Genomic DNA, 24126 nt, shown 5'->3' on the forward strand with positions numbered 1-24126 from the left:
CAGGGCGAAGCGAAGCTTCGCTAGGGCGGGGAGAGGTCGGATTGCGAAGATGCAATCCGGGTGAGGGGGGCCTCCGCGGGGACGGTGTGAACCACCCGAGGGGTTGCCCCTCACCCCAACCCTCTCCCCGTAAAGAACGGGGAGAGGGAGCGCACCGGCCTCGCAGCGACAGGCTCGATCCCATCTCTTCGAGTCAGATATATCGCATCGTCGACCTTTACCGTTCGCTAACTTTGCCGGGCGGCTTTCGCTTCCGTCCGCGCAAGGCTATCTCCGCCCCATGAACCGCCCGACCGATCTCTTTCCAGATGCGACCAGCACGGCCGGCGTGGTCGACGTGCTGGTTCCGGTCGCGCTCGATCACACCTATTCGTACCGCGTGCCGCGCGGCATGGCGCTGAAGCCGGGCGACGTGGTCGGCGTGCCGCTGGGCCCGCGCGAGGTTCTGGCGGTGGTGTGGGCGGAGAACGCCAATCCCGATCCGCGGCTGCACAACCGGCTCAAGGACGTCAGCGAGAAGCTCGACGTGCCGCCGCTCAAGCCCGAGCTGCGGTCGCTGGTCGACTGGGTCGCCAATTACACGCTGTCGCCGCGCGGCATGGTGCTGCGGATGTGCCTGCGCATGGGCGAACATCTCGGGCCTGAGCGCGTCCGGCTCGGCGTGCGGCTGGTCGGCGATCCGCCGAAGCGGCTGACGCCGGCGCGGCGGCGGGTGATCGAAGCGGTGTCGGACGGGCTGCTGCACGGCAAGTCCGACCTCGTCCGCGAGATCGGCGTCTCCAGCGGCGTGATCGACGGCCTGGTCGACGAGCGCACCCTCACGGTCGAGGCGATGCCGCGCGCATTGCCGCCTCCGACGCCCGACCCGTCCTTCGCCCAACCGGAGTTTTTCGATGCCCAACTCGTCGGCGTCGAGGCGATGCGCGAACTGGCTGCCAATGGCGGCTTCCAGGTCGCGCTGCTCGACGGCGTCACCGGCTCCGGCAAGACCGAGGTGTATTTCGAGGCCGTCGCCGAGACCGTCCGCCGCGGCCGCCAGTCGTTGATCCTGATGCCGGAGATCGCGCTCACCGGGCAATTCCTCGATCGTTTCTCGCGCCGCTTCGGCGTCCGCCCGCTGGAATGGCATTCCGAGCTGACGCCGCGCACGCGCCAGCGCAATTGGGCGGCGATCGCCGCCGGCGAGGCCCCGGTCGTGGTCGGCGCGCGCTCGGCGCTGTTTTTGCCCTATGCCGATCTCGGCCTCGTGGTTGTCGATGAGGAGCACGACCAGGCCTATAAGCAGGACGAGGGCGCGCATTACCACGCCCGCGACATGGCCGTGGTGCGCGGCCACATCGCCAAATTCCCGGTCGTGCTGGCCTCCGCCACGCCCTCGGTGGAGACCGAGGTCAATGCCCGCAAGGGCCGCTACCAGCGCGTGGCGCTGCCGTCGCGCTTCGGCGGCCAGCACATGCCGCATATCGAAGCCATTGACCTGCGCCGCGAGCCGCCGCCGCGCGGCCGCTACATCTCGCCGCGACTGGCGGGCCATATCCGCACCGCGATCGAGCGCGGCGAGCAGGCGCTGCTGTTTCTGAACCGCCGCGGCTATGCGCCGCTAACCTTGTGCCGCGCCTGCGGCCACCGCTTCGCCTGCACGATCTGCGACGCCTGGCTGGTCGATCACCGCTTCCGCCAGCGGCTGGTCTGCCATCACTGCGGGTTCTCGATGGCGAGGCCGCCGACCTGTCCGCACTGCGCGGCCGAGGAATCCCTGGTCGCCGTCGGGCCCGGCGTCGAACGGCTGCAGGAGGAAGCGGCGGCGCTGTTTCCGGACGCCCGCAGCATGGTGCTGTCGAGCGACCTGATCACCTCAATCGAGACCATGCGCGCCGAGCTGACCGAGATCGCGGAAGGCAAGGTCGATCTGATCATCGGCACCCAGCTCGTCGCCAAGGGCCACAATTTCCCGCGGCTCAATCTGGTCGGCGTGGTCGACGCCGATCTCGGCCTGGGCAATGGCGATCCGCGCGCCGCCGAGCGCACCTGGCAGCTGCTGAACCAGGTGATCGGCCGCGCCGGCCGCGAGCAGGGCCGGGGCCGCGGCTATCTGCAGACCCACCAGCCCGAGCATCCCGTGATGAAGGCGCTGATCGCCTGCGACCGCGAGGCGTTCTACACCAGCGAGATCGACGCCCGCGAACGCACCGGCTATCCGCCGTTCGGACGGCTGGCGAGCCTGATCATCTCGGCCGGCGACCGGCCCACGGCGGAAGGCTTCGCCCGACGGCTGGTGGCCTCGGCGCCGCGCGAGGAGGGCGTGCTGCTGCTCGGCCCGGCCGAGGCGCCGCTGGCCGTGATCAAGGGCCGCTACCGTTTCCGGCTGCTGCTCAAATCGGCGCGCAATTTCGATCTGTCAGATTACTTACGCCACTGGCTGGCGCATGCCGAGAAGCCCAAGGGCAATCTCAAGCTCGAGGTCGACGTCGACCCGCAGAGCTTTCTGTAGCGGTTGGCACCGCTCTCTCCGCCGTCATTGCGAGGAGCGCAGCGACGAAGCAATCCAGAGTTCCGACGAGGCTCCTGGATTGCTTCGCTGCGCTCGCAATGACGCGCGGATGGATAGCTGGCTTACGACACGACCTCGGCCGTGACGCGGCCGACGCCGGAGCGGGTCAAGCCGATGGCGCGGGCGGCGCCGGTCGAGAGGTCGAGCACACGGCCGCGGATGAAGGGGCCACGATCATTGACGGTCACGATGACGCTGTTGCCGCCATGGGTGACGCGCAGCTTGGTGCCGAACGGCAGCGAGCGGTGGGCGCAGGTCATGGCGTTGGCGTTCATGCGCTGGCCGGAGGCGGTGCGGCTGCCGGACTCGTTGCCGTAGTAGGACGCCATGCCGGAGAAGGTGCGGCCGGTGCCGGAGGTCGGCGCCACCGAGGCGTTGGAATTCATCCAGGACGAGTTGTTGTTCGACCAGCCGTTCGAAAAGGAATCTGCCGCGGGCTGAGCGGCCTGGCGCGCGTGATGATGATGGTGGTGTCGCGCGTGATGATGGTGATGCCTGGAGCGGGCCGAGGCTTCTGTCGCGGTGCCACCGACGATCAGCGTGACGGCAACGGCGAGCGCGGTACGCGAGCCGGCAATCTTGCCAGCCGAGAGGTTCTTCAGTTTCAGCATCTAGATCAGTCCCTCGAAACAGTATTGCTGCCTTCTGCAGCCAGTGGACCCCCGTCAGGTATTGAGGCGCGCGCCGTTTGATGGCGCAATGAGGCACGAATGGGGCAGTAGAAATTGTTCCGTTCGTCTCGAATTATCTTGAGACCAGCGTTCTTCATCACGGAAAATTCCGTAATCAGGTCACTTAACACTTCATTAACTAATTAATACTTCAGATTACTGTTGAGTTAAGTTCTCATTGAGTTTGATAGCCTCTTGACAAGTAATCCCGGCGGAAGCGGCTCGGCTGGCCGCGCCTCTACCCAAGCACCATGCAAGGCCAAACCGGCATAGCGGCCATGCAGCAACAGTTGGAACAGGGTTCAGGGAAATCGGTATCGAGGTCGGGTCCCGCTGGCCCCCGCGAGGGAGACCCAATTCCCTGCTCGCGCCGTGCGCTTGCGCCGCGGCAACAACGTGCCGAATAGCGGGCCACCGCTTGTTGCGGCTGCGCGTACGCTATGTTAGCAAAGCGCCGCTTTTCGTGATCAAGCCGCTCCCGCGGCGATCGAAAATCAAAGTCCTGCTTGAATTCCAAGGGCTTAACTGGTTTGCACCGCAGCGGTGCGCCGGTTTCCCTCTTGTGGGTTGGGCACTTATATAAAGAGCGCGCCTGTGGCTGCTGAAGATCCCTCCGTGTCCGGTGTGTCCGGTCGTTATGCGACGGCCCTGTTTGATCTGGCCCGTGACGAAAAGTCCGTCGATGCGGTCAAGGCCGATCTCGACAAGTTCAATGCCCTTCTCGACGAGAGCGCCGACCTGAAGCGTCTTGTCCGCAGCCCGGTGTTCGGCGCGGACACGCAGCTCAAGGCGCTCAATGCCGTGCTCGACAAGGCCGGTATCGGCGGCGTCGCCGCGAACGTCCTGCGGGTGCTGACCACCAACCGCCGCCTGTTCGCAGTCGCCGACGTGATTCGCGCCTTCAACGCGCTGGTCGCCAAGTACAAGGGTGAGGCCACGGCCGACGTCACCGTCGCCGAGCCGCTCTCCGACAAGAATCTCGACGCCTTGAAGGCCTCACTGAAGACGGTGACCGGCAAGGACGTTGCGCTCAACGTGAAAGTGGATCCAGCGATCATCGGCGGGCTCGTCGTCAAGCTCGGCAGCCGGATGATCGACAGTTCGCTTCGCACCAAACTCAACTCGATCAAGCACGCGATGAAAGAGGCAGGCTGATGGACATCCGCGCCGCGGAAATTTCCGCGATCCTCAAGGACCAGATCAAGAATTTCGGGCAGGAAGCCGAAGTCACCGAAGTCGGGCAGGTGCTGTCCGTCGGTGACGGTATCGCCCGCGTCTACGGTCTCGACAACGTCCAGGCCGGTGAAATGGTCGAGTTCGAGAACGGCACCCGCGGCATGGCGCTGAACCTCGAGACCGACAACGTCGGCGTCGTCATCTTCGGTGCCGACCGCGAGATCAAGGAAGGCCAGACCGTCAAGCGCACCCGCGCCATCGTGGACGCGCCGGTAGGCAAGGGCCTGCTCGGCCGCGTCGTCGACGCTCTCGGCAACCCGATCGACGGCAAGGGCCCGATCCAGTTCACCGAGCGCAAGCGCGTGGACGTCAAGGCGCCGGGCATCATTCCGCGCAAGTCGGTCAACGAGCCGATGGCCACCGGCCTGAAGGCGATCGACGCGCTGATCCCGATCGGCCGCGGCCAGCGCGAGCTGATCATCGGCGACCGTCAGACCGGCAAGACCGCCATCGCGCTCGACACCATCCTGAACCAGAAGCCGCTCAACGCCCAGCCTGACGAGAAGATCAAGCTGTACTGCGTCTACGTGGCCGTCGGTCAGAAGCGTTCGACCGTCGCCCAGTTCGTGAAGGTGCTCGAAGAGCAGGGCGCGCTGGAATATTCGATCGTGGTCGCCGCGACCGCGTCCGATCCGGCCCCGATGCAGTACCTCGCGCCGTTCACCGGCTGCACCATGGGCGAGTACTTCCGCGACAACGGCATGCATGCCGTCATCATCTATGACGATCTGTCGAAGCAGGCCGTCGCCTACCGCCAGATGTCGCTGCTGCTGCGCCGTCCGCCGGGCCGCGAAGCCTATCCGGGCGACGTGTTCTATCTGCACTCCCGCCTGCTCGAGCGCGCGGCGAAGCTGAACGAGACCCAGGGCGCCGGTTCGCTGACCGCCCTGCCGGTCATCGAAACCCAGGCCAACGACGTGTCGGCCTACATCCCGACCAACGTCATCTCGATCACCGACGGCCAGATCTTCCTGGAGACCGACCTGTTCTTCCAGGGCATCCGCCCCGCGGTGAACGTCGGTCTGTCGGTGTCGCGCGTCGGCTCGTCGGCGCAGACCAAGGCGATGAAGAAGGTCGCCGGCAAGATCAAGGGCGAGCTGGCGCAGTACCGCGAAATGGCGGCCTTCGCGCAGTTCGGCTCCGACCTCGACGCCGCCACCCAGCGCCTGTTGAACCGCGGTTCGCGCCTGACCGAGCTCTTGAAGCAGCCGCAGTTCTCGCCGCTGAAGATGGAAGAGCAGGTCTGCGTGATCTGGGCCGGCACCAACGGCTTCCTCGACGGTCTTCCGCTCAACAAGGTCCGTGCCTTCGAGGACGGCCTGCTGTCGCTGCTGCGTGGCAAGCATGCCGATCTCCTGAACACGATCCGCGACACGCGCGATCTGTCGGATGACAGCGCGGCCAAGCTGAAGGCCGCGGTGGAAGGCTTCGCCAAGACCTTCTCCTGATCGGATCAGGAGGCGGTGGCCGGGCGACCGGCCACCCACGTCTTTCCGACGTGGACCAAGACGTCACGCCAGGCACACGGCCTGGCGCTTGAGATTTAGATGGGTTGAGCGGCCGGGTCCTTTCGTGATCGGCCGCCGGGGTGAGCTAAACGAGCCATGGCGTCACTGAAAGATATGCGGGTCCGCATCGCCTCGACCAAGGCGACGCAGAAGATCACCAAGGCCATGCAGATGGTCGCTGCCTCCAAGCTGCGCCGCGCGCAGCTCGCGGCCGAGGCGGCGCGTCCCTATGCCGAGAAGATGGACGCGGTCATCTCGAATATCGCGGCCGCCTCCGCCGGCTCGCCGGCGAGCTCGAAGCTGCTGGCCGGCACCGGCCGTGATCAGGTCCATCTGCTGCTGGTCTGCACCGGCGAGCGCGGCCTGTCCGGCGCGTTCAACTCGTCGATCGTGCGCTTGGCACGCGAGCGCGCGCTGGCCCTGATGAACCAGGGCAAGGAAGTGAAGTTCTTCTGTGTCGGCCGCAAGGGTTATGAGCAACTGCGCCGCCAGTTCGAGAAGCAGATCATCGCCCATGTCGACCTGCGCTCGGTGCGCCAGATCGGCTTCGTCAACGCCGAGGACATCGCCAAGCAGGTGATCTCCCGCTTCGACGCCGGCGAGTTCGACGTCTGCACGCTGTTCTATTCGCGCTTCAAGTCGGTGATCGCGCAGATCCCGACCGCGCAGCAGATCATCCCGCTGGTCGTCGAGGCGCCTGCCGCCAATGCCGCGCCGGTCGCGCTCTACGAGTACGAGCCGGAGGAGGACGAGATCCTGTCCGCGCTGCTGCCGCGCAACGTCGGCGTCCAGATCTTCCGCGCGCTGCTCGAGAACAACGCCTCGTTCTACGGCGCGCAGATGTCGGCGATGGACAACGCCACGCGCAACGCCGGCGAGATGATCCGCAAGCAGACGCTGGTCTACAACCGCACGCGTCAGGCGATGATCACCAAGGAACTGATCGAAATCATTTCGGGCGCCGAGGCGGTCTGACCGCGCAGCGCCCGCTGGAAGACAACACGTTCAATATTCGCGGTCCAAAGGACCGCGCCTGAAATTCGGATCGTAAGGAGAGAGATGAGATGGCTACCGCAGCCAACCAGATCGGTCGCGTCACCCAGGTGATCGGCGCTGTCGTCGACGTTCAGTTCGAAGGTCACCTGCCCGCAATTCTCAACTCGCTGGAAACGAAGAACGGCGGCAACCGCCTCGTGCTCGAGGTCGCGCAGCATCTCGGTGAGTCCACCGTGCGCGCGATCGCGATGGACACGACCGAGGGTCTCGTCCGTGGCCAGGAAGTGACCGATACCGGCGCCCCGATCCGCGTTCCCGTCGGCGAAGGCACGCTCGGCCGCATCATCAACGTCATCGGCGAGCCGATCGACGAAGCCGGCCCGGTGAAGGCCGACAACGTCCGCGCCATCCACCAGGAAGCGCCGTCCTATACCGACCAGTCGACCGAGGCCGAGATCCTGGTCACCGGCATCAAGGTCGTCGACCTCCTCGCTCCCTACGCCAAGGGCGGCAAGATCGGCCTGTTCGGCGGCGCCGGCGTCGGCAAGACCGTGCTGATTCAGGAGCTGATCAACAACGTCGCCAAGGCGCACGGTGGTTACTCGGTGTTCGCCGGCGTGGGTGAGCGTACCCGCGAGGGCAACGACCTCTATCACGAATTCATCGAGTCCAAGGTCAACGCCGATCCGCACAACCCGGATCCGAGCGTGAAGTCGAAGTGCGCGCTGGTGTTCGGCCAGATGAACGAGCCGCCGGGCGCCCGCGCCCGCGTCGCGCTCACCGGTCTGACCATCGCGGAAGACTTCCGCGACAAGGGTCAGGACGTGCTGTTCTTCGTCGACAACATCTTCCGCTTCACCCAGGCCGGCTCGGAAGTGTCGGCGCTGCTCGGCCGCATCCCGTCGGCGGTGGGTTACCAGCCGACGCTCGCCACCGACATGGGCGCGCTGCAGGAGCGCATCACCACCACGACCAAGGGCTCGATCACCTCGGTGCAGGCCATCTACGTGCCGGCCGACGACTTGACCGACCCGGCGCCGGCGACCTCGTTCGCGCACTTGGACGCGACCACCACGCTGTCGCGCTCGATCGCCGAAAAGGGCATCTACCCGGCCGTCGACCCGCTCGACTCCACCTCGCGCATGCTCTCCCCGCTGGTCGTCGGCGAGGAGCACTACGCGGTCGCCCGTCAGGTGCAGCAGGTGCTCCAGCGCTACAAGGCGCTGCAGGACATCATCGCCATCCTGGGCATGGACGAGCTGTCGGAAGAGGACAAGCTGACCGTGGCGCGCGCCCGCAAGGTCGAGCGCTTCATGTCGCAGCCGTTCCACGTCGCCGAAATCTTCACGGGATCGCCGGGCAAGTTCGTCGAGCTCGCTGACACCATCAAGGGCTTCAAGGGCCTGGTGGAAGGCAAGTACGACCACCTGCCGGAGGCTGCCTTCTACATGGTCGGCACCATCGAAGAGGCGGTTGAGAAGGGCAAGAAGCTGGCCGCCGAGGCGGCCTAAGCGACTGGCGAAAGGGGAGGAGCGAATAAGTCTATTCGCTGCTCCCTTCGCAACTCGCTCTTCGCCACTCGCTATCAGCAGGTTCTCTCATGGCAACTTTCCACTTCGATCTCGTCTCGCCGGAAAAGATCGCCTTCTCGGGCGAGGTCGACCAGGTCGACGTTCCCGGCGAACAGGGTGATTTCGGCGTCCTCGCCGGCCACGCGCCGTTCGTCGCCACCCTGCGTCCGGGCATTCTGACCGTGACCACGGGCGGAACGCAGCAGAAGATCATCGTGCTCGGCGGCCTCGCCGAGATCTCGGAGAAGGGTCTCACCATCCTCGCCGACGTCGCGACGTCTCTGAAGGATCTGGACCACACCGCGTTCGCGGCCGAGATCTCCGGCATGGAAGCGAAGCTGAACGAGAAGCAGGGCAACGAGCTCGATCGCGCGATCGAGCGGCTCGATCACTTCAAGACGATCCAGCAGCAGCTCAACTCCACGGCGCTGCACTGATCGATCAGCGACATCTGAACGAATGTTCATGGCCGGGCTCTGCCCGGCCATTTTCGTCTGCGGGCTCGAACGCGCCGCAGCGACGGATGACTACTTCAAGGGAAGCCGGTTGCGCGGCCGCCGATCCGGCGGCATTCTCCCGGCCGTTCGGATGAGCGTGGTGAGATGGCAGGGCAGATCGTCTTGAAGCGCAAGATCGCGGCGATTTTCGCCGCCGATATTGCCGGCTATTCGCGCCTCGTTGCCGAGGATGAGGAGGAGACGCTGCGGCGTCTCGCGGCCTATCGCGAGGTGGTCGACGACTTCATCGCCCGCGCCGGCGGCCGCATCTTCAACACCGCCGGTGATGCCGTACTGGCGGAGTTTCCGAGCGCGGTCGAGGCCGTGCGCTGCGCGATCGACATCCAGGAGAGCCTGCGGACGCGCAACATGGCGTTCCCGCCGAACCGGCAGATGAGCTACCGCATCGGCATCACGATCGGCGATGTCGTCGAGCGCGACGGCGATCTGCTCGGCGATGGCGTCAACATCGCCGCCAGGCTCGAGGGGCTCGCCGATGTCGGCGGCATCTGCATCTCGCGCGCGGTGCATGAGCAGGTCGCCAACAAGCTGTCGGTGCAGTTCGCCGACATGGGCGCGCGCGAGGTCAAGAACATCCCGACGCCGGTGCACGCCTATCGCGTCGCGATGCGCCGGGAGGACGGGACCTACGCGCCGCTGAAGGACAAGAGCGCGCCCGGGTCATTCGGCAAGCGCCTGCTTCAGGCCGGTGTCGCCGTCGTGGTGCTGATGGTGGCCGTCGGCGTAGGCACCGCGCTCTACCTCGATCACCGCGATCCGAAGCCCGCGCAGCGCGATGCGGCCAAAGCCGCGGCCGAGGCGCTGTCGCGGCTGTCGGCGACGCCGACATCATCCGGGCAACCGTCAGCCTCGGCATCGCCATCGGCGGAGCCGTCGGCCTCGCCGAGTAGCGCGCAGGCCACGCCTTCGCCCCAGCCGCAACAATCGTCTCAGACCGGCCCCGTCGTGGCTGCGGAGAAGTTCGCCGCCGATGCCGTGCCGTTCGTCAGCGAGCGCACCCGCATTGCGCTGGCGCGCGACTACGCACCGGCCCAGGGCTACAAGGCGTTCGCGACCACGATCAACGGCGTCAGCGCCTACGTCACCGGACAGGCCAGCGAAGAGGCGGCCAAGACCGCGGCGCTGGAGCAGTGTCACCAGCGCGCCGAAACGTCGAACGGCCCGCGCAAATGCGAGCTCTATGCGGTCGGAGACACGGTCGTCTATGCGCACAGCAAGCCGCCGATGCCGCCACTTCCCTGGGTGCGGCACGATCCCGCCACGGAGCGTGCGTTCAGCGCGGCGGAGATGCCGCTGGTGCGCGACACCGGCCGCGCCCGCCTGGACGCGAACTACACGGCTGCGCGGCGCACCAAGGCGATCGCGCTCGGGCCCGGCGGCCAGTTCTTCTACAGCGTCGGCGGCGACCTCGTGGACGACGTGGTCCGGCGCAATCTCGAAGCCTGCGGGGCGCAGGCCGGCACGGCGTGCCTGATCGTCGCGCTCGACGATGCCTTCGTGGTGCCGGTGCCGGCGGTGATGAAGGCGACCGGCTTCTTCCACGCTGCCAGCCATACGGCGATTGCGGCCGAGTCCCGCGACGAGGTCGCGCGACGCCTCGCCGCCGCAACGTCCGGCTGGAACGCCATCGCGGTCGGCACCGCCGGTCACCCCGGCTACGGCCTCAACGGCGACCGCGAGGAAACCGCGATCGGCGGCGCGCTGGCCGACTGCGCCACCCGCGACAGCGACTGCCGCATCATCGCGATCGGCCCGTTCACGGTGGAAGATAATTAGGCGGGACTCTCTCCGCCGTCATTCCGGGGCATCGCGCAGCGATGAGCCCGGAATCCATAACCACGAGCGGAAGTCGTCTCCACGACAAGCGCGACATCCGTCTCGCGCCTCAGAACATCCTGTGGCTATGGATTCCGGGCTCGCGCTACGCGCGCCCCGGAATGACGTATGGAGAGAGCCTGCGCTCCTCAGCCAAGGAACTATCAATCGACAGCCTTAGCTAGCGAGATGCGCAAACGCCTGCGCCACGGCGCGGTACACCTCGCGGCGGAACGGCACCACCAGCTCCGGCACGCGCGCCAGCTTCTCCCAGCGCCAGGCGTCGAACTCGGCCGGCATGCCGTTGCGCGGCGTCACCGGGTCGATGTCGCTCTCGCTGCCGGTGAAGCGCATGGCGAACCATTTCTGGCGCTGGCCGCGGAAGCCGGCGAGGCGGTGGTTGGGATCCTCGAACGGCGGAAATTCGTAAGTCAGCCAGTCGGTCTCGGCGAGGATGTCGGCGTCGCGGATGCCGGTCTCCTCCCACAGCTCGCGCCGCGCGGCGGCCTGCAGGTCCTCGCCGGGATCGACGCCGCCCTGCGGCATCTGCCATTCCAGGCCGGGCAGCACGATCTCCGGCCCATCGTCGCGAAAGCGGCGTCCGAGGAAAACGAGGCCTTCGGCATTGAGCAGCGCGATGCCGACGTTGGGACGATAGGGTCTGGTTTCAGTCATGCTCGCATCCGTGGACCATCGTCCGCCATGGCAACGCATGGTGACGGCGTTGTCGCGACGGATCTGCAGAGATTTTCTGCAGTGCAAGCGTATGACACGGTTTCAAGGCCCGCGTCGTCGTCGATCTCCAGGGGCCGGCTCAGTCGCCTGCCAATGTCGCGAATTCCTTCACCACGCGCTCATAGACCGGTCGCTTGAACGGCACGATCAATGCGGGGAGGTTCTGCATCGGCTCCCACCGCCAGGTGATGAACTCGGCCTTGTGATGGCCGCCGCCCGGGCGCTCCACGTCGATCTCGGAATCGGCTCCGGTGAAGCGCAGGGCAAACCATTTCTGGCGCTGGCCGCGATAGCGGCCCTTCCAGGCGCGGCCCGCCACCGTGCGCGGAATATCGTAGGTCAGCCAGTCGTCGATCTCGGCGAGCTTCTCGACGGAGCGGACGCTGGTCTCCTCATAGAGCTCGCGCTTGGCCGCTTCCCAGGCATCCTCGCCGGGATCGACGCCGCCCTGGGGCATCTGCCAGACATGGGTGTCGTCGACATGCTCGATCCCGCCCGCGCGGCGACCGATGAAGACCAGCCCCTTCGTGTTGATCAGCGTGATGCCGACGCAGGTGCGGTAGGGCAGGTCCTCGTAGCGCGTCATTCCGTCTCGGCCTTCCTGCGGAGCCTGGCGTCGTCGCGCAGACCCCGCGCTCGCGTCGCCGCCGCAGCAGCAGCGAAAGCGCGTTCAATTCGATTTTGATTTCAGCATCGCCGTTGTCAATGGCACCAGCAGAATGCCCTTGCGCTCCAGACCCTTGATCCACGTTCCGATGCGGTCGATCGAGACCGGCAGGGCCGAGGCCGTCCCGACGGCGACGCCGCGCTCCTTGGCCAGACTCTCCAGCTTGGCCAGCGCGTTGTCGATCTCGACCGGCGTCGGCACGGCGTCGATGGTGACGTCGCCCTTGGCAAACGGCATCGCCCGGCCGGCGGCCAGCGAGCCGGCCACGCTGCGCGGCGCCGCGCCGTCGTCGAACAGCGCCAGTCCCCGCTTGGCGGCCTCGCTCACGATCGGCTGCATCGCGGCCTCGGTGGCGACGAACCGCGCGCCCATGAAATTCCCGATCCCGACATATCCCTGCAGCCGGCTCATGTGCCAGAACAGGCGATCGATGTTCTGGTCCGGTCCGAGCGTCGCGAGCAGCGTCTGCGGGCCCGGGTCGTTGTCGGGATAGTCGTAGGGCTCCATCGGCACCTGAAGCAGGATCTCGTGGCGCTGCGCGCGGGCGCGCTCGGCAAGCTTGGTCGGATCGGCGCCGTAAGGCGTAAAGGCCAGCGTCACGGCCGGCGGCAGCTTCATGATGGCGTCGACCGTCTTGGCGGCGCCCACGCCGAGGCCGCCGATCACGATCGCGACCGAGGGCATGCGGGCCGCCTTGGCCCGGTCAGCGTCGGCGGCATAGGCCGTGAACGGCTTCAGCCCGTCAACCATCACCGGGATCATGCCGTATCGGGTTTTCTCCAGGAGTCGCGGATCGACCCCGATCATGGCTGCCGAAGGCGTCGCTGCGCCCGGCTCGGCGGTGTCGCTGCCACCGATCGCGACCTCCTGGCGTGCCCCGCTGGAGCCATCGATGATGGTGACGGTCTTGCGCTCGCCGCCATCCGCCTTGGTCGCCGGTGCCGCGCCAGGCTCGGCCTTCGCATCCGGCTTGGTCTCGGGTTTGGCGGCTGCCTTGTCGTCCGGCTTGGCGCCCTCGTTGATCGCGACCCTGGCGACCGGTTCGCCGCCGAGCGGATTGTCGCCGAACAGCGCAAAGCCGGCGAAGACGACCAGGAACAGGCCGAGCAGCACGGCGAGCGCCTGCAGGCCTGTAAAGGGAAGCCGAATGCGGCGCCTGCGACGCTTCTCCGTCTGCCCGAGCGGGGCGCTCAGCTCATCGGCCGTCTCTGTCATCGAAATTCCCGAATCAATCGGGCCGACGATACCACGGCGAAGATACGGACGCAGGGGCCGTGTCCGCAAGCCCGTAGATCGGCGGAGCGGAGTGCAGACACGGCACAAAAGAAAAGGGCGGCCGTGGAGCCGCCCTTCCCGTCGAATGTCGCGTTGGCCGCAGGCCGATAAGTTGGCCGCGATCAGTTGGCTTTTGGCTTGTCGGCCGCGGCCTTCTCGGTCGGTGCCGGCGTGTTGGCGCTGTTCTTGATGCCGTGCAGCAGGTCGGCGGCGAGCTTGAGCGCCTTGTCGTCCTTGGCATCCGGCGGAACGTAGGACTGCGAGCCGGTCTTCTCGTCGCCATCGTTCTTGAGGTGGCCGCGCAGCGAAGCTTCACCCTTGGTGTCGGTGCGAGACTTCAACTCCTCCGGCACATCCTGCAGGACCTCGATATCCGGCACGATGCCCTTGGCCTGGATCGACTTGCCCGACGGCGTGTAGTAGCGCGCGGTGGTCAGCCGCAGCGCGCCGTTGCCGGCGCCGAGCGGAATGATGGTCTGCACCGAGCCCTTGCCGAACGATCGCGTGCCGACCAGGGTCGCGCGCTTGTGGTCCTGCAGTGCGCCGGCCACGATCTCGGAGGCCGAGGCCGAGCCGCCGTTGATCAGCACGATGACCGGCTTGCCCTTGGTCAGGTCGCCGGCATGCGCCGAGCGGCGCTGCGTCTCCTCGGCATTGCGGCCGCGGGTCGAGACGATCTCGCCGCGCTCCAGGAACGCATCCGACACGGTCACGGCTTCCTCGAGCAGGCCGCCCGGGTTGTTGCGAAGGTCGATGACATAGCCCTTGAGCTTGTCGCCGATCTGGTTCTGCAGGTCCGCGACGCTCTTCTTCAAGCCTTCGGTGGTCTGCTCGTTGAAGGTGGTGATGCGGATATAGGCGATGTCGTCGGATTCGATGCGCGAGCGCACCGAGCGGACGCGGATGTTGTCGCGGGTCAGCGTGACGTCGAGCGGATTGTCGGCGCCCTTGCGCACCACCTTCAGCTTGATCTTGGTGCCGACCGGGCCGCGCATCTTCTCGACCGCCTGGTTGAGGGTCAGGCCCTGCACGGCTTCGTCGTCGAGATTGGTGATGATGTCGTTGGCCTGGATGCCGGCCTTCGAGGCCGGGGTATCGTCGATCGGCGACACCACCTTGATCAGGCCGTCCTCCATGGTGACCTCGATGCCGAGGCCGCCGAACTCGCCGCGGGTCTGCACCTGCATGTCACGGAAGCTCTTGGCATCCATGTAGCTCGAATGCGGATCGAGGCCGGACAGCATGCCGCTGATCGCCGATTCGACCAGCTTCGAATCGTCGGGCTTCTCGACGTAGTCACTGCGCACCCGCTCGAACACGTCGCCGAACAGGTTGAGCTGGCGATAGGTATCGGCGGTCGCAGCGCGCGCGGTCGATCCCATCAACACTGCGCGCGGCTGGGTCGCGAACAAGGTCAATGCCGCACCGGTGGCCGCGCTCAGGAGAATTACCGAAGTCTTACGCATCATCCGCGTACCTTTTCGCCTTCATTTGCGGCCCACCATGGGCCTGGATCGATTGGAGTGCCGTCCTTGCGGAACTCGACATAGAGCACTGGTTGACTCGCATTCGTTGCGAGAATGGAGGCGACCTGGGAGGTGGACCCCATTGTCGCGACCGGCTCTCCCGTCTGAACAAACTGCCCGATGTTGACGGAAATGCGCTCCATCCCGGCGATCAAGACATGATACCCGCCACCCGCGTTAAGGATCAAGAGTTGTCCGTAGCTGCGGAAGGGGCCGGCATAAACAACCCAGCCATCACACGGGGTTGTGACCTGGGCGCCCGGACGGGTTGACAAGGAAATGCCTTTATCCGAGCCGCCGGCACCGTCAGACGCGCCGAATTCGCGAATCTTGGTGCCGTTGACGGGGAAAGCGAGCATGCCCTTGCTGGATGCGAAGGCGATCGCCGGCGCCTTGCGTCCGGGATTGCGCAGCGCATTTGCGTCGGGCTTGCTGTTGACCGGAACGCCCTGCAGGCTCGCCGTCGACGCCGCCTTGGCGGCGCTCTTGAGATCGAGCTCCATCGTCGTGATCAGGCCCTGCAGCGAATCGATCTGCTGCGCCAGCACCGCGGCGCGGGCGCTCTCGGCCTCCATGTCCTTCTCGGCGGACGCCTGCTTGCGCTGGCGCTCCTCGACAAGGGCGGCGAGGCGCGTCTGATCGGTGCGCAGCTTGTCGCGGTCCCCTGCGAGCTTGTCGCGCTCGGAGGCGATGGTCTTGCGGATCGCGACGAGTTCGCCGAGATCGGTGGAGAGCTTCTCGGCCCGGCTGCGCATTTCCGGAACGACGGCGCCGAGCAGCATGGCGGTGCGCAGCGACTGCAGCGCATCCTCGGGGCGGACGAGCAGGGCAGGCGGCGACCGCCGGCCGGCGCGCTGCAGCGCGGCCAGTACCTCGATGATCTCCGTCCGCCGCGCCTCCAGGGAATTGCGCAGATCCTGCTCACGGCCGTCGAGGCCGCGCAGCCGGATTTCAGCCTCACCGACCCGGGTCTCCACCGAGCGCACCTGCGCCGCGACGTCGATCAGCTGCTGATTGAGTTTGCCACGGTCCTCGCCGAGCGCGGCGATATCGGCCTTCAGGCGATCCTGGGCCTCGGCGGCCGCCTTCTGGGCGGCACGGGCGGCTTCCAGCTCCTGCTCGCGCTGCTTGAGCTGTTCGGGCGTGGGCGGCGGCGTTGGCGACGCGGTCCCGCCGATGGACGGCCGAAGTCCGGTCTGCGCCGCAGCCGGTGCGATCGGAAGGATCATCAGCAGCGCGATCAGCGACGCGTGGCGCGCCCGGCGGCGGCGGCCGGTTGTCGAGGAGCGAGAGGGGGGCCGCGCGGCGAACATCGAATCCTTATTGTGCTCCCGGCGTCCCTGATTCAAGCGCGGTGATAGGGGTGGCCGGCCAGGATCGTAGCAGTACGGTAAATCTGCTCGAGCAGCAGGACGCGGACGATCTGGTGCGGCCAGGTCGCAGCGCCGAACGCGACCCCGAGCTTGGCTCTGCGCCGGAATTCAGGCGAAAGTCCGTCGGCGCCGCCGATGACGAAGGCCGCGGCGGGAATGCCCTCGTCGCGCCAGCGTCCGAGATGGCCCGCAAAAGTTGTGCTGTCGATGTTCTGGCCACGCTCATCCAGGCAAACGAGCACGGCCTTGTCGGGAATGGCGGCGCCGATCGCAGCGGCTTCCTCGGCCATGCGAGTCGCAGCGTCGCGCGCGCGGCTTTCCGGGATTTCATGGATGTCGAGGCCGCGGAAGCCGAGCTTGCGGCCGATGTCGTCGAAACGCTCGCGGTAGCGCTCCGCGAGCTCCCGCTCCGGACCCTGCTTCAACCGGCCGATGGCCACCACGATCAGGCGCATGCGCACGCCCTAGCACGTGCGCGTTGCGATTCGCACCGTTCGCCGCGGCCGGCCGGCTAGACCGTCTTGGCCGGGTTCGGTCCCTGCGTCCACAACCGCTCCAGGTTGTAGAACTCACGGACCTCGGGCCTGAACACGTGCACGATCACGTCGCCGGAATCGATCAGCACCCAATCGCAATTGGGCAAGCCCTCGACGTGGAGCTTCTTGGCTCCGGCTTCCTTCAGGCCTTTGGCGACGTTTTCCGCGATCGATCCGACGTGCCGGTTCGAGCGGCCCGTGGTGATGACCATGTAGTCGGAGTACGCCGATTTGCCGTGCAGGTCGATGGTGACCGTCTCCTCCGCCTTCATGTCCTCGAGGCGGGAGAGGATCGTGCGCAGAGTCTTGTCTGCGTCAGGCTTGTCGGCGTCGGGGTGCGCCTGCAAGGCCGCATCTTGGGTCGAAGCGTTACGCGCAGACTTGGCAACAGATTTGGCAGAAGCCGATTTCGAACTCGTTGCCTTCGTCTTGGGTAAGGCCGACTTGGACAATACAGATGTGGTCAGGGACCATTCCTTTCACTGTATCGCAGGCCGAATCCATCACGGCCTGCAGACCATACTAGGCATGTGGGGTGAATGGTTTCAACAATCCAGTCCCCCCGGTGTTCTGGTCCGGCCATCCAGCATCCTCCCGTCTCGGACCGCGACGGGTCGCTTACGCCATGCACATCCGGTGCCGTGAAGACCCCGCCCGTGCCGCGTCTCTCAGAACGACTTCCAACTGCCATCCGGGTTCCTCAGTCCGGTGGACGACAGGCTCATCTTCAGTCCGGTCAGATAGACCCAGGCGGGGGCGGATCGGCCCGCGAGCTGGCTCGCCTGCGCCTCCGGAATGCGATACCGCGCGAGCGCGCGGGCGGCGGGCGCGTTCAGGGCGCGGAAGCTGCGGGGCGGCCGATCGACCACGGCAATCGGCACCTGGGCCGCGATGTGCTGCCATTTCTGCCAGCGATGGAACTGCGCGAGATTGTCGGCGCCCATGATCCACACGAAGCGCAGACGCGACGCGCGCCGGCGCAGATAATCGATCGTGTCCGCAGTGTAGCGGGTGCCGATGACGGATTCGAGACAGCTGATCTCGATGCGCGGATCGGCGGCCACCTTGCGCGCCGCAGCGGCCCGCTCGGCCAGCGCATGCAGCCCGCTGACGTCCTTGAGCGGATTGCCGGGGGTCACCAGCCACCACACGCGGTCGAGCTGCAGCCGTTTGAGCGCAAACAGGCTGATCGCGCGATGCGCCTGGTGCGGCGGATTGAACGAGCCCCCGAGCAGGCCGATGCGCATGCCGTCGCTGGACGGCGGTAGCGCCTGGCGGATCGCCATGCGCAGGGCGGTGTCGTCGGTCACGTCTGTCACCGCCTGCTACTCCCGCAACTCAACCACAGGCTGTCGCGGTCATGGCCGCGTCTGACCGGTGCCGTGAATGCGGTATTTGAAGCTCGTCAGCTGCTCGACGCCGACCGGCCCGCGCGCATGAAACTTGCCCGTGGCGATGCCGATCTCAGCGCCGAAGCCGAACTCGCCGCCATCGGCGAATTGCGTCGAGGCGTTGTGCAGCACGATCGCCGAGTCGACCTCGTTGAGGAACTTGTCGGCCACGGCGTTGTCGTTGGTGACGATCGCATCGGTGTGGTGCGAGCCGTGCGCGTGGATATGCGCGATCGCGCCGTCGACGCCGTCCACCACCTTCGCGGCGATGATCGCGTCGAGATATTCGGTGTCCCAATCCTCGTTGCTGGCCGGCGTCACCCGCGCATCGGCCGCGCGCACGGCGTCGTCGCCGCGCACCTCGCAGCCGGCGCCGATCAGCATGTCGACCAGCGGCTTGATCTTGTCCTGCGACGCCCGGTCTATCAGCAGGGTCTCGGCCGCGCCGCACACGCCGGTGCGCCGCATCTTGGCGTTCAGCACGATCGACTTCGCCATGTCGAGATCGGCGGCGCCGTCGACATAGACGTGGTTGACGCCCTCGAGATGCGCGAACACCGGCACGCGCGCCTCGGCCTCGACGCGCGCGACAAGGCTCTTGCCCCCGCGCGGCACGATCACATCCACGCCGCCGTTGAGGCCCGACAGCAGCAGGCCCACGGCCGCGCGATCGCGCGTCGGCACCAAGGTGATCGCCGCCTCCGGCAGGCCGGCCTCGCGCAGGCCGTCGACCAGGCATTCATGGATCGCGCGGCAGGAGCGGAACGAATCCGAGCCGCCGCGCAGGATCACGGCATTGCCGGACTTCAGGCACAGCACGCCGGCATCGGCCGCGACATTGGGGCGGCTCTCGAAGATCACGCCGATGACGCCGAGCGGCACCCGCACGCGCTCGATGGTCATGCCGTTCGGCCGCTGCCAGCTCTCGGTGACGACGCCCACGGGATCGGCGACGCCGCGTACCACGGCAATGCCGTCGGCCATGCCGGCGACGCGCGCCGGCGTCAACGTGAGACGGTCGACGAACGACGCCGCCATGCCGCCGGCCTTGGCCTCGGCGACATCTTCGGCATTGGCCGCAATGATCGCATCCGCGCGAGCGCGGATCAGCCGCTCCATCGCCTCCAGCGCCCGGTTCTTCTGCTCGGCCGGCGCCAGCGCCAGCACCCGCGCCGCCGCACGGGCGCGCTGGGCGAGGTCGTTCATCAGCGCGGGCAGATCGGCGCTGCCGTCGATGGCTTTGAGAGGCGCGGTCATGGGCGGTTCAACCTTGAAGCAAGGCTCTCCAGTAGCACGGAAAGCGGCCATTTGCGAACGTCAGCGGCTGGGCTCTAAGCCGGACCCGCTCCCGCCGGCCCGATGACCAGGTCGTCGCGGTGGATCATCTCGGCTCGTCCCGACATGCCAAGAATGACCGCGACATCCGGCGACGACCGGCCCTTGATGCGCTCGGCGTCGTCGGCGTCGTAGGCGACCAGGCCGCGGCCGATCTCGTGGGTATCCGGGCCGCGCACCACCACGGCATCGCCGCGGGCGAACTGGCCCTCCACCTTGATCACGCCGGCCGGCAGCAGGCTCTTGCCGGCGCGCAGCGCGGCGACGGCGCCGGCGTCGATCGTCAGGGTGCCCTTCGGCTCCAGCGATCCCGCGATCCAGCGCTTGCGCGAGGTGACGGGATTGGCTGGCGTGAGAAACCAGGTGCAGCGGCCGCCATTGGCGATCGCTGCCAGCGGATGCTGGATCTTGCCGGAGGCGATCAGCATGTGGGTGCCGCCGGTGGTCGCGATCTTCGCGGCTTCGATCTTGGTCTTCATGCCGCCGCGGGAGAATTCCGACGCCGCGCCGCCGGCGATGCCCTCGATATCGGCGGTGATGCTCTCGACCACCGGGATCAGCTTGGCGTTCGGATCCTGCGCGGGCGGGGCGGTGTAAAGGCCGTCGATATCCGACAGCAGCACCAAGAGGTCGGCGCTTGCCATGGTGGCGACGCGGGCGGCGAGCCGGTCATTGTCGCCGTAGCGGATCTCGGCGGTCGCGACCGTGTCGTTCTCGTTGATGACCGGCACCGCGCGCCATTCCAGCAGTTTTGCGATGGTCGAGCGCGCATTGAGATAGCGGCGGCGCTCCTCGGTGTCCTGCAAGGTCACCAGGATCTGGCCGGCGCCGATGCCGTGCGCGCCCAGCACCTCCGACCAGATCCGCGCCAGCGCGATCTGGCCGACGGCGGCGGCCGCCTGGCTCTCCTCCAGCTTCAGCGGCCCGCGCGGCAGCTTCAGCCGGCTGCGGCCGAGCGCGATCGAGCCCGAGGACACCACCAGCAGCTCGCAGCCGCGGCCATGCAGCCGCGCGATGTCGGCGGCCAACGCCGTCAGCCAGGAGGCGCGGACCTCGCCGGCCTCGGAATCGACCAGCAGCGACGAGCCGACCTTGACGACGATGCGGCGGAAATTTTCGAGACGGGGAGCCATGGCGATTTCAGTCAGGGTCAGCTTCTTCGGACAGACATCGGCGGATCAAGGCAGGTCGGCGCCGCGAGTCCGGTGTCCTCCCCTCCCCCAGGGCGAAGCGCAGCTTCGCTAGGCGGCGAGGGGGCGGGGGTGGGGGTCCACACGGCAAGACCGTTGTTGGGGTACCCCCCTCCCCAACCCTCCCCCACAAGGGGGGAGGGAGCGCACCGAATGCGCGGTGAGGGCCTTCGAAAATCCGGTTGAATGCCGCCAGCAGATTTCAGGGTGAGCCAGCGGAACGTCGATGCGACTTATGCGACGGCCGCGGCCCGCGAAGCAAGCTCGCGGCGAGGGATCAGCCCTGCGGTGGCGTCGGCGCCGCCCATGGCTCCTCGGTCGCGGCGTTCTCGACCGCGTTCTTGGCCTTGTTCGACACCGGCTGCTCGCTGATCACGTCGGCAAGCTTGCGCAACGCGTCCTTCACGCCCTCACCGGTCGCGCCGGAGATCAGCAGCGGCGTCTTCTTGGCGGCGCGCTTCAACCGGTCGCGCTGCTTCTTCAGCTCGTCCGGATCGACCGCGTCGATCTTGTTGAGCGCGACGATCTCGATCTTGTCGGTCAACTCGCCACCATAGGCATCGAGCTCCTGACGCACGGTCTTGTAGGCCTTGCCGGCATGCTCGCAGGTGGCATCAACCAGATGCAGCAGCACGCGGCAGCGCTCGACATGGCCGAGGAAGCGGTCACCGAGGCCTGCGCCCTCATGGGCGCCCTCGATCAGGCCGGGAATGTCGGCCAGCACGAATTCGCGGCCGTCGGCATTCACGACGCCGAGCTGCGGGTGCAGGGTGGTGAACGGATAATCGGCGATCTTCGGCTTGGCCGCTGAGACCTTGGACAGGAAGGTCGACTTGCCGGCATTCGGCAGGCCGACCAGGCCCGCATCGGCGATCAGCTTCATGCGCAGCCAGATCCAGCGCTCCTCGCCGGGCTGGCCGGGATTGGCGTGGCGCGGCGCGCGGTTGGTCGGCGACTTGAAATGCGCGTTGCCGAAGCCGCCATTGCCGCCCTCGGCCAGCACGAAGCGCTCGCCGACGGCGGTGAAGTCGTGGATCAGCGTCTCGCGATCCTCGTCGAAGATCTGGGTGCCGACGGGAACCTTGAGCACCACGGATTTGCCGCCGGCGCCGTGGCGGTCCTTGCCCATGCCGTTCTCGCCCTTCTGGGCCTTGAAATGCTGCTGGTAGCGGTAGTCAATCAGGGTGTTGAGGCCGTCGACGGCCTCGATCACGACGTCGCCGCCACGGCCGCCATTGCCGCCGTTCGGCCCGCCGAACTCGATGAACTTCTCGCGCCGGAACGCAACGCAACCGTTGCCGCCGTCGCCGGAGCGCACATAGACCTTGGCTTCATCGAGGAATTTCATGATGCGCCCTACGTAGGCGAGGCGGCCCCCCACGGCAACCGCGGAATGAGGTTAATTCGGCCGGAAGCCTTAATTTCGAGCGGTATCTCCGCGTTGCGTAAGGGCTGGGCGAGCGTTGCGTCGGGGTTGCGGCAGGGCTGCGTCACGCCTTCAGCGGAAGGGCTGGAGCCGGTCAGGCCTGCCTGATAAGGCAGCACCATCATGAGCGTGCTCTCCCGAATCTCCACCGCCACCGACGAGCGTTCGGCGCGGCTGGCCGGCATCGGCCTGATGCTGCTGTCGATCGCGATGTTCTCGTTCGGCGACGCGCTGGGCAAGTTCCTGGTGTCGACCTATGCCGTCGGCCAGCTGCTGTGGCTGCGCGCCTGCGCCGCGCTGCTGCTGCTGGCGCCGTTCATCTGGCGCAACCGCGCGGCATTCCTGCAGCTCGAGCGCCCGTGGCTGCAGCTCGTGCGCGTGGTTCTCTCGACTTTGGAGGTCGCGGCGTTCTTTCTCGCCACCGTCTATCTGCCGCTCGCCGACGTCATCACCTACTATCTCGCAGGCCCCATCTTCGTCACCGCGCTGTCGGCGCTGGTGCTGCGCGAGCATGTCGGCTGGCGGCGCTGGACCGCGATCCTGATCGGCTTCTGCGGCGTACTGATTGCGCTGCGTCCGTCGGCGCAGACCTTCAGCCTGCCAGCGCTGATCGCGCTCGGCGGCAGCCTGTCCTTCGCGGTGCTGATGCTGATCACGCGCAGCCTGCGCTCGACGCCCGACATCGTGATGGCGTCCTCGCAATTCGTCGGCACCTTTCTGCTGGGTGCTGCGATGTCCGCGTTCGGCTGGGTCACGCCGTCGCCCGGCAGCCTGGTGCTGTTCGCGGCCGCCGGCCTGATCTCGGTGACCGCGCTGTTCTGCGTCAACCGCTCGCTCAAGCTCGCGCCGGCCTCGGTGGTCGTGCCCTATCAGTACACGATGATCGTCTGGGCCGTGCTGTTCGGCTTCGTCGTGTTCGGCGACGTGCCGCATCCCGCGACCATCATCGGCGCCATCATCATCATCGGCGCGGGGCTGTACATCTACCTGCGCGAACGCAGCCTGGGGCAGGGACAAGGTGCGGTGAATCCGCCCGTGTAGCGGCACCCACCGTTGTCGTCCCGGCCTTGAGCCGGGACCCAGACTCCGTGCAGCCTGCGTTAGAGAAGGCTGTGGCTCCAGCGTGATCCCACCACCAACTTCGGTGGCTATGGGTCCCGGCTCAAGGCCGGGACGACAGCTGGGGGGAAGCGGCCGCCTCGGCTAGATTCGCCGCCCCGTCTTGGCCCACGCCTTCAGCGACGTCCACACGCCGCGGGTCAGCCGGAACGCATCGACCGGGGCCGAGGAGCCGAGCACCTCGAAGCGGTGCAGTTCGACGCCGGTCCATTGGAAGCCGCACTTTTCGAGGATGTTGCGCGAGGCCGGGTTGCTGACGCGCGCATGCCCGATCAGCACGGTCTCATCGCTCGTCTCGAAGAAATCGTCGATCGCGGCGCGGGCCGCTTCCGTGCCGAACCCGCGGCCCCAATGCTCGACGCCGAGCCAGTAGCCGAGCTCCGCACGCCCTGACGCCGGCCGGTTGATGCCGACCATGCCGATCGGCGCATCGAGATGCTCGATCACGAACGCGGTCTCGCCGCTCTGCTCCAGCGCGCGCACGAAGCGGGCGGCATCGACCTCGGAATAGGGATGCGGCAGCCGGCGCGTGTTCTCGGCAATGCGCCGGTCATTGGCGAGCCTGGCGATGGCGGTCACGTCGGCGAGCACGGGCGGACGCAGGGTCAGCCGGGGGGTCTCGAGGACGCAAGGTCTCGCCTCGCGCAAGGTGGGAGTGGTGATGTCCTGCAGCATGTCGGGCTCCAT

Annotated in this window: 22 protein-coding genes; 8 read left to right on the top strand and 14 right to left on the bottom strand. The window is 67.0% G+C overall.

The features are described from left to right. Positions 1-280: 280 nt before the first annotated feature. Positions 281-2491, top strand: coding sequence for a primosomal protein N' (locus ACQR0Z_RS32870; RefSeq protein ID WP_434921395.1), 2211 nt, complete (start codon positions 281-283; stop codon positions 2489-2491). 122 nt (positions 2492-2613) lie between these two features. On the opposite strand, the gene ACQR0Z_RS32875 is transcribed toward ACQR0Z_RS32870, so the two are convergent. Further along, positions 2614-3162, bottom strand: coding sequence for a septal ring lytic transglycosylase RlpA family protein (locus ACQR0Z_RS32875; protein WP_434860366.1), 549 nt, complete (start codon positions 3160-3162; stop codon positions 2614-2616). Positions 3163-3816: 654 nt separating this feature from the next. On the opposite strand from ACQR0Z_RS32875, the gene ACQR0Z_RS32880 reads away from it, so the two are divergent. The 6 genes from ACQR0Z_RS32880 to ACQR0Z_RS32905 all read left to right on the top strand — a co-directional run bounded on the left by ACQR0Z_RS32880 (position 3817) and on the right by ACQR0Z_RS32905 (position 10827). Further along, positions 3817-4377 (top strand): F0F1 ATP synthase subunit delta, encoded by a 561-nt coding sequence (locus ACQR0Z_RS32880; RefSeq protein WP_434879317.1) that lies wholly within the window; start codon positions 3817-3819, stop codon positions 4375-4377. Next, positions 4377-5906 (top strand): F0F1 ATP synthase subunit alpha, encoded by a 1530-nt coding sequence (gene atpA / locus ACQR0Z_RS32885; protein ID WP_008961301.1) that lies wholly within the window; start codon positions 4377-4379, stop codon positions 5904-5906. The genes ACQR0Z_RS32880 and atpA overlap by 1 nt, the downstream gene beginning before the upstream one ends. A 156-nt stretch (positions 5907-6062) precedes the next feature. After that, positions 6063-6941: a F0F1 ATP synthase subunit gamma gene (locus tag ACQR0Z_RS32890; RefSeq protein WP_434921396.1), complete on the top strand. Its 879-nt coding sequence runs from the start codon at positions 6063-6065 to the stop codon at positions 6939-6941. Positions 6942-7030: 89 nt separating this feature from the next. Beyond that, positions 7031-8473: a F0F1 ATP synthase subunit beta gene (gene atpD / locus ACQR0Z_RS32895; RefSeq protein WP_434860363.1), complete on the top strand. Its 1443-nt coding sequence runs from the start codon at positions 7031-7033 to the stop codon at positions 8471-8473. Positions 8474-8562: 89 nt separating this feature from the next. Next, positions 8563-8970: a F0F1 ATP synthase subunit epsilon gene (locus ACQR0Z_RS32900; protein ID WP_434921397.1), complete on the top strand. Its 408-nt coding sequence runs from the start codon at positions 8563-8565 to the stop codon at positions 8968-8970. Positions 8971-9135: 165 nt separating this feature from the next. Beyond that, positions 9136-10827 carry an adenylate/guanylate cyclase domain-containing protein gene (locus tag ACQR0Z_RS32905; protein ID WP_434921398.1) on the top strand — a complete coding sequence of 564 codons (1692 nt, stop codon included), beginning with the start codon at positions 9136-9138 and terminating at the stop codon, positions 10825-10827. A 216-nt stretch (positions 10828-11043) separates the two neighbouring features. On the opposite strand, the gene ACQR0Z_RS32910 is transcribed toward ACQR0Z_RS32905, so the two are convergent. From ACQR0Z_RS32910 to ACQR0Z_RS32965, 12 genes are all read right to left on the bottom strand, one after another. Further along, complete coding sequence (locus tag ACQR0Z_RS32910) at positions 11044-11541, bottom strand: RNA pyrophosphohydrolase (RefSeq protein ID WP_434921399.1); 498 nt, start codon at positions 11539-11541, stop codon at positions 11044-11046. A gap of 139 nt (positions 11542-11680) precedes the next feature. Continuing rightward, the gene (locus ACQR0Z_RS32915; RefSeq protein ID WP_434879277.1) at positions 11681-12187 is read right to left on the bottom strand and encodes an RNA pyrophosphohydrolase; all 507 of its coding nucleotides are present in this window, start codon (positions 12185-12187) and stop codon (positions 11681-11683) included. An 84-nt stretch (positions 12188-12271) separates the two neighbouring features. After that, positions 12272-13483, bottom strand: coding sequence for a divergent polysaccharide deacetylase family protein (locus tag ACQR0Z_RS32920; RefSeq protein ID WP_434879276.1), 1212 nt, complete (start codon positions 13481-13483; stop codon positions 12272-12274). Positions 13484-13665: 182 nt separating this feature from the next. Continuing rightward, complete coding sequence (locus ACQR0Z_RS32925; protein ID WP_434860357.1) at positions 13666-15012, bottom strand: S41 family peptidase; 1347 nt, start codon at positions 15010-15012, stop codon at positions 13666-13668. Then, positions 15009-16382, bottom strand: coding sequence for a murein hydrolase activator EnvC family protein (locus ACQR0Z_RS32930; protein WP_434921400.1), 1374 nt, complete (start codon positions 16380-16382; stop codon positions 15009-15011). The genes ACQR0Z_RS32925 and ACQR0Z_RS32930 overlap by 4 nt, the downstream gene beginning before the upstream one ends. Before the next feature lie 32 nt (positions 16383-16414). Further along, positions 16415-16897 carry a 23S rRNA (pseudouridine(1915)-N(3))-methyltransferase RlmH gene (gene rlmH / locus ACQR0Z_RS32935; RefSeq protein ID WP_434860355.1) on the bottom strand — a complete coding sequence of 161 codons (483 nt, stop codon included), beginning with the start codon at positions 16895-16897 and terminating at the stop codon, positions 16415-16417. Between the two features lie 56 nt (positions 16898-16953). After that, a complete protein-coding gene (gene rsfS / locus ACQR0Z_RS32940; protein ID WP_306577791.1) occupies positions 16954-17280 on the bottom strand; it encodes a ribosome silencing factor in 327 nt (108 codons plus the stop codon). A 366-nt stretch (positions 17281-17646) separates the two neighbouring features. Further along, complete coding sequence (locus ACQR0Z_RS32945) at positions 17647-18264, bottom strand: nicotinate-nucleotide adenylyltransferase (RefSeq protein WP_434860417.1); 618 nt, start codon at positions 18262-18264, stop codon at positions 17647-17649. A gap of 72 nt (positions 18265-18336) precedes the next feature. Continuing rightward, positions 18337-19626, bottom strand: coding sequence for a glutamate-5-semialdehyde dehydrogenase (locus tag ACQR0Z_RS32950; RefSeq protein ID WP_434921401.1), 1290 nt, complete (start codon positions 19624-19626; stop codon positions 18337-18339). A gap of 74 nt (positions 19627-19700) precedes the next feature. Beyond that, entirely contained in the window at positions 19701-20837 is a 1137-nt protein-coding gene (gene proB, locus ACQR0Z_RS32955; protein WP_434879273.1) for a glutamate 5-kinase, read from the bottom strand. Positions 20838-21171: 334 nt separating this feature from the next. Beyond that, entirely contained in the window at positions 21172-22242 is a 1071-nt protein-coding gene (gene obgE, locus ACQR0Z_RS32960; protein WP_434921402.1) for a GTPase ObgE, read from the bottom strand. A gap of 8 nt (positions 22243-22250) precedes the next feature. Continuing rightward, complete coding sequence (locus tag ACQR0Z_RS32965; protein WP_434921403.1) at positions 22251-22445, bottom strand: hypothetical protein; 195 nt, start codon at positions 22443-22445, stop codon at positions 22251-22253. On the opposite strand from ACQR0Z_RS32965, the gene ACQR0Z_RS32970 reads away from it, so the two are divergent. Further along, a complete protein-coding gene (locus ACQR0Z_RS32970) occupies positions 22444-23361 on the top strand; it encodes a DMT family transporter (RefSeq protein WP_434921404.1) in 918 nt (305 codons plus the stop codon). The genes ACQR0Z_RS32965 and ACQR0Z_RS32970 overlap by 2 nt on opposite strands. A gap of 162 nt (positions 23362-23523) precedes the next feature. On the opposite strand, the gene ACQR0Z_RS32975 is transcribed toward ACQR0Z_RS32970, so the two are convergent. After that, on the bottom strand, positions 23524-24114 hold the full coding sequence (locus tag ACQR0Z_RS32975) for a GNAT family N-acetyltransferase (RefSeq protein ID WP_434921405.1): 591 nt from the start codon (positions 24112-24114) through the stop codon (positions 23524-23526). Positions 24115-24126 lie beyond the last annotated feature (12 nt).

Origin of the sequence: Bradyrhizobium sp. HKCCYLS3077 (genome assembly GCF_051167555.1) — a bacterium.
Classification (GTDB): domain Bacteria; phylum Pseudomonadota; class Alphaproteobacteria; order Rhizobiales; family Xanthobacteraceae; genus Bradyrhizobium.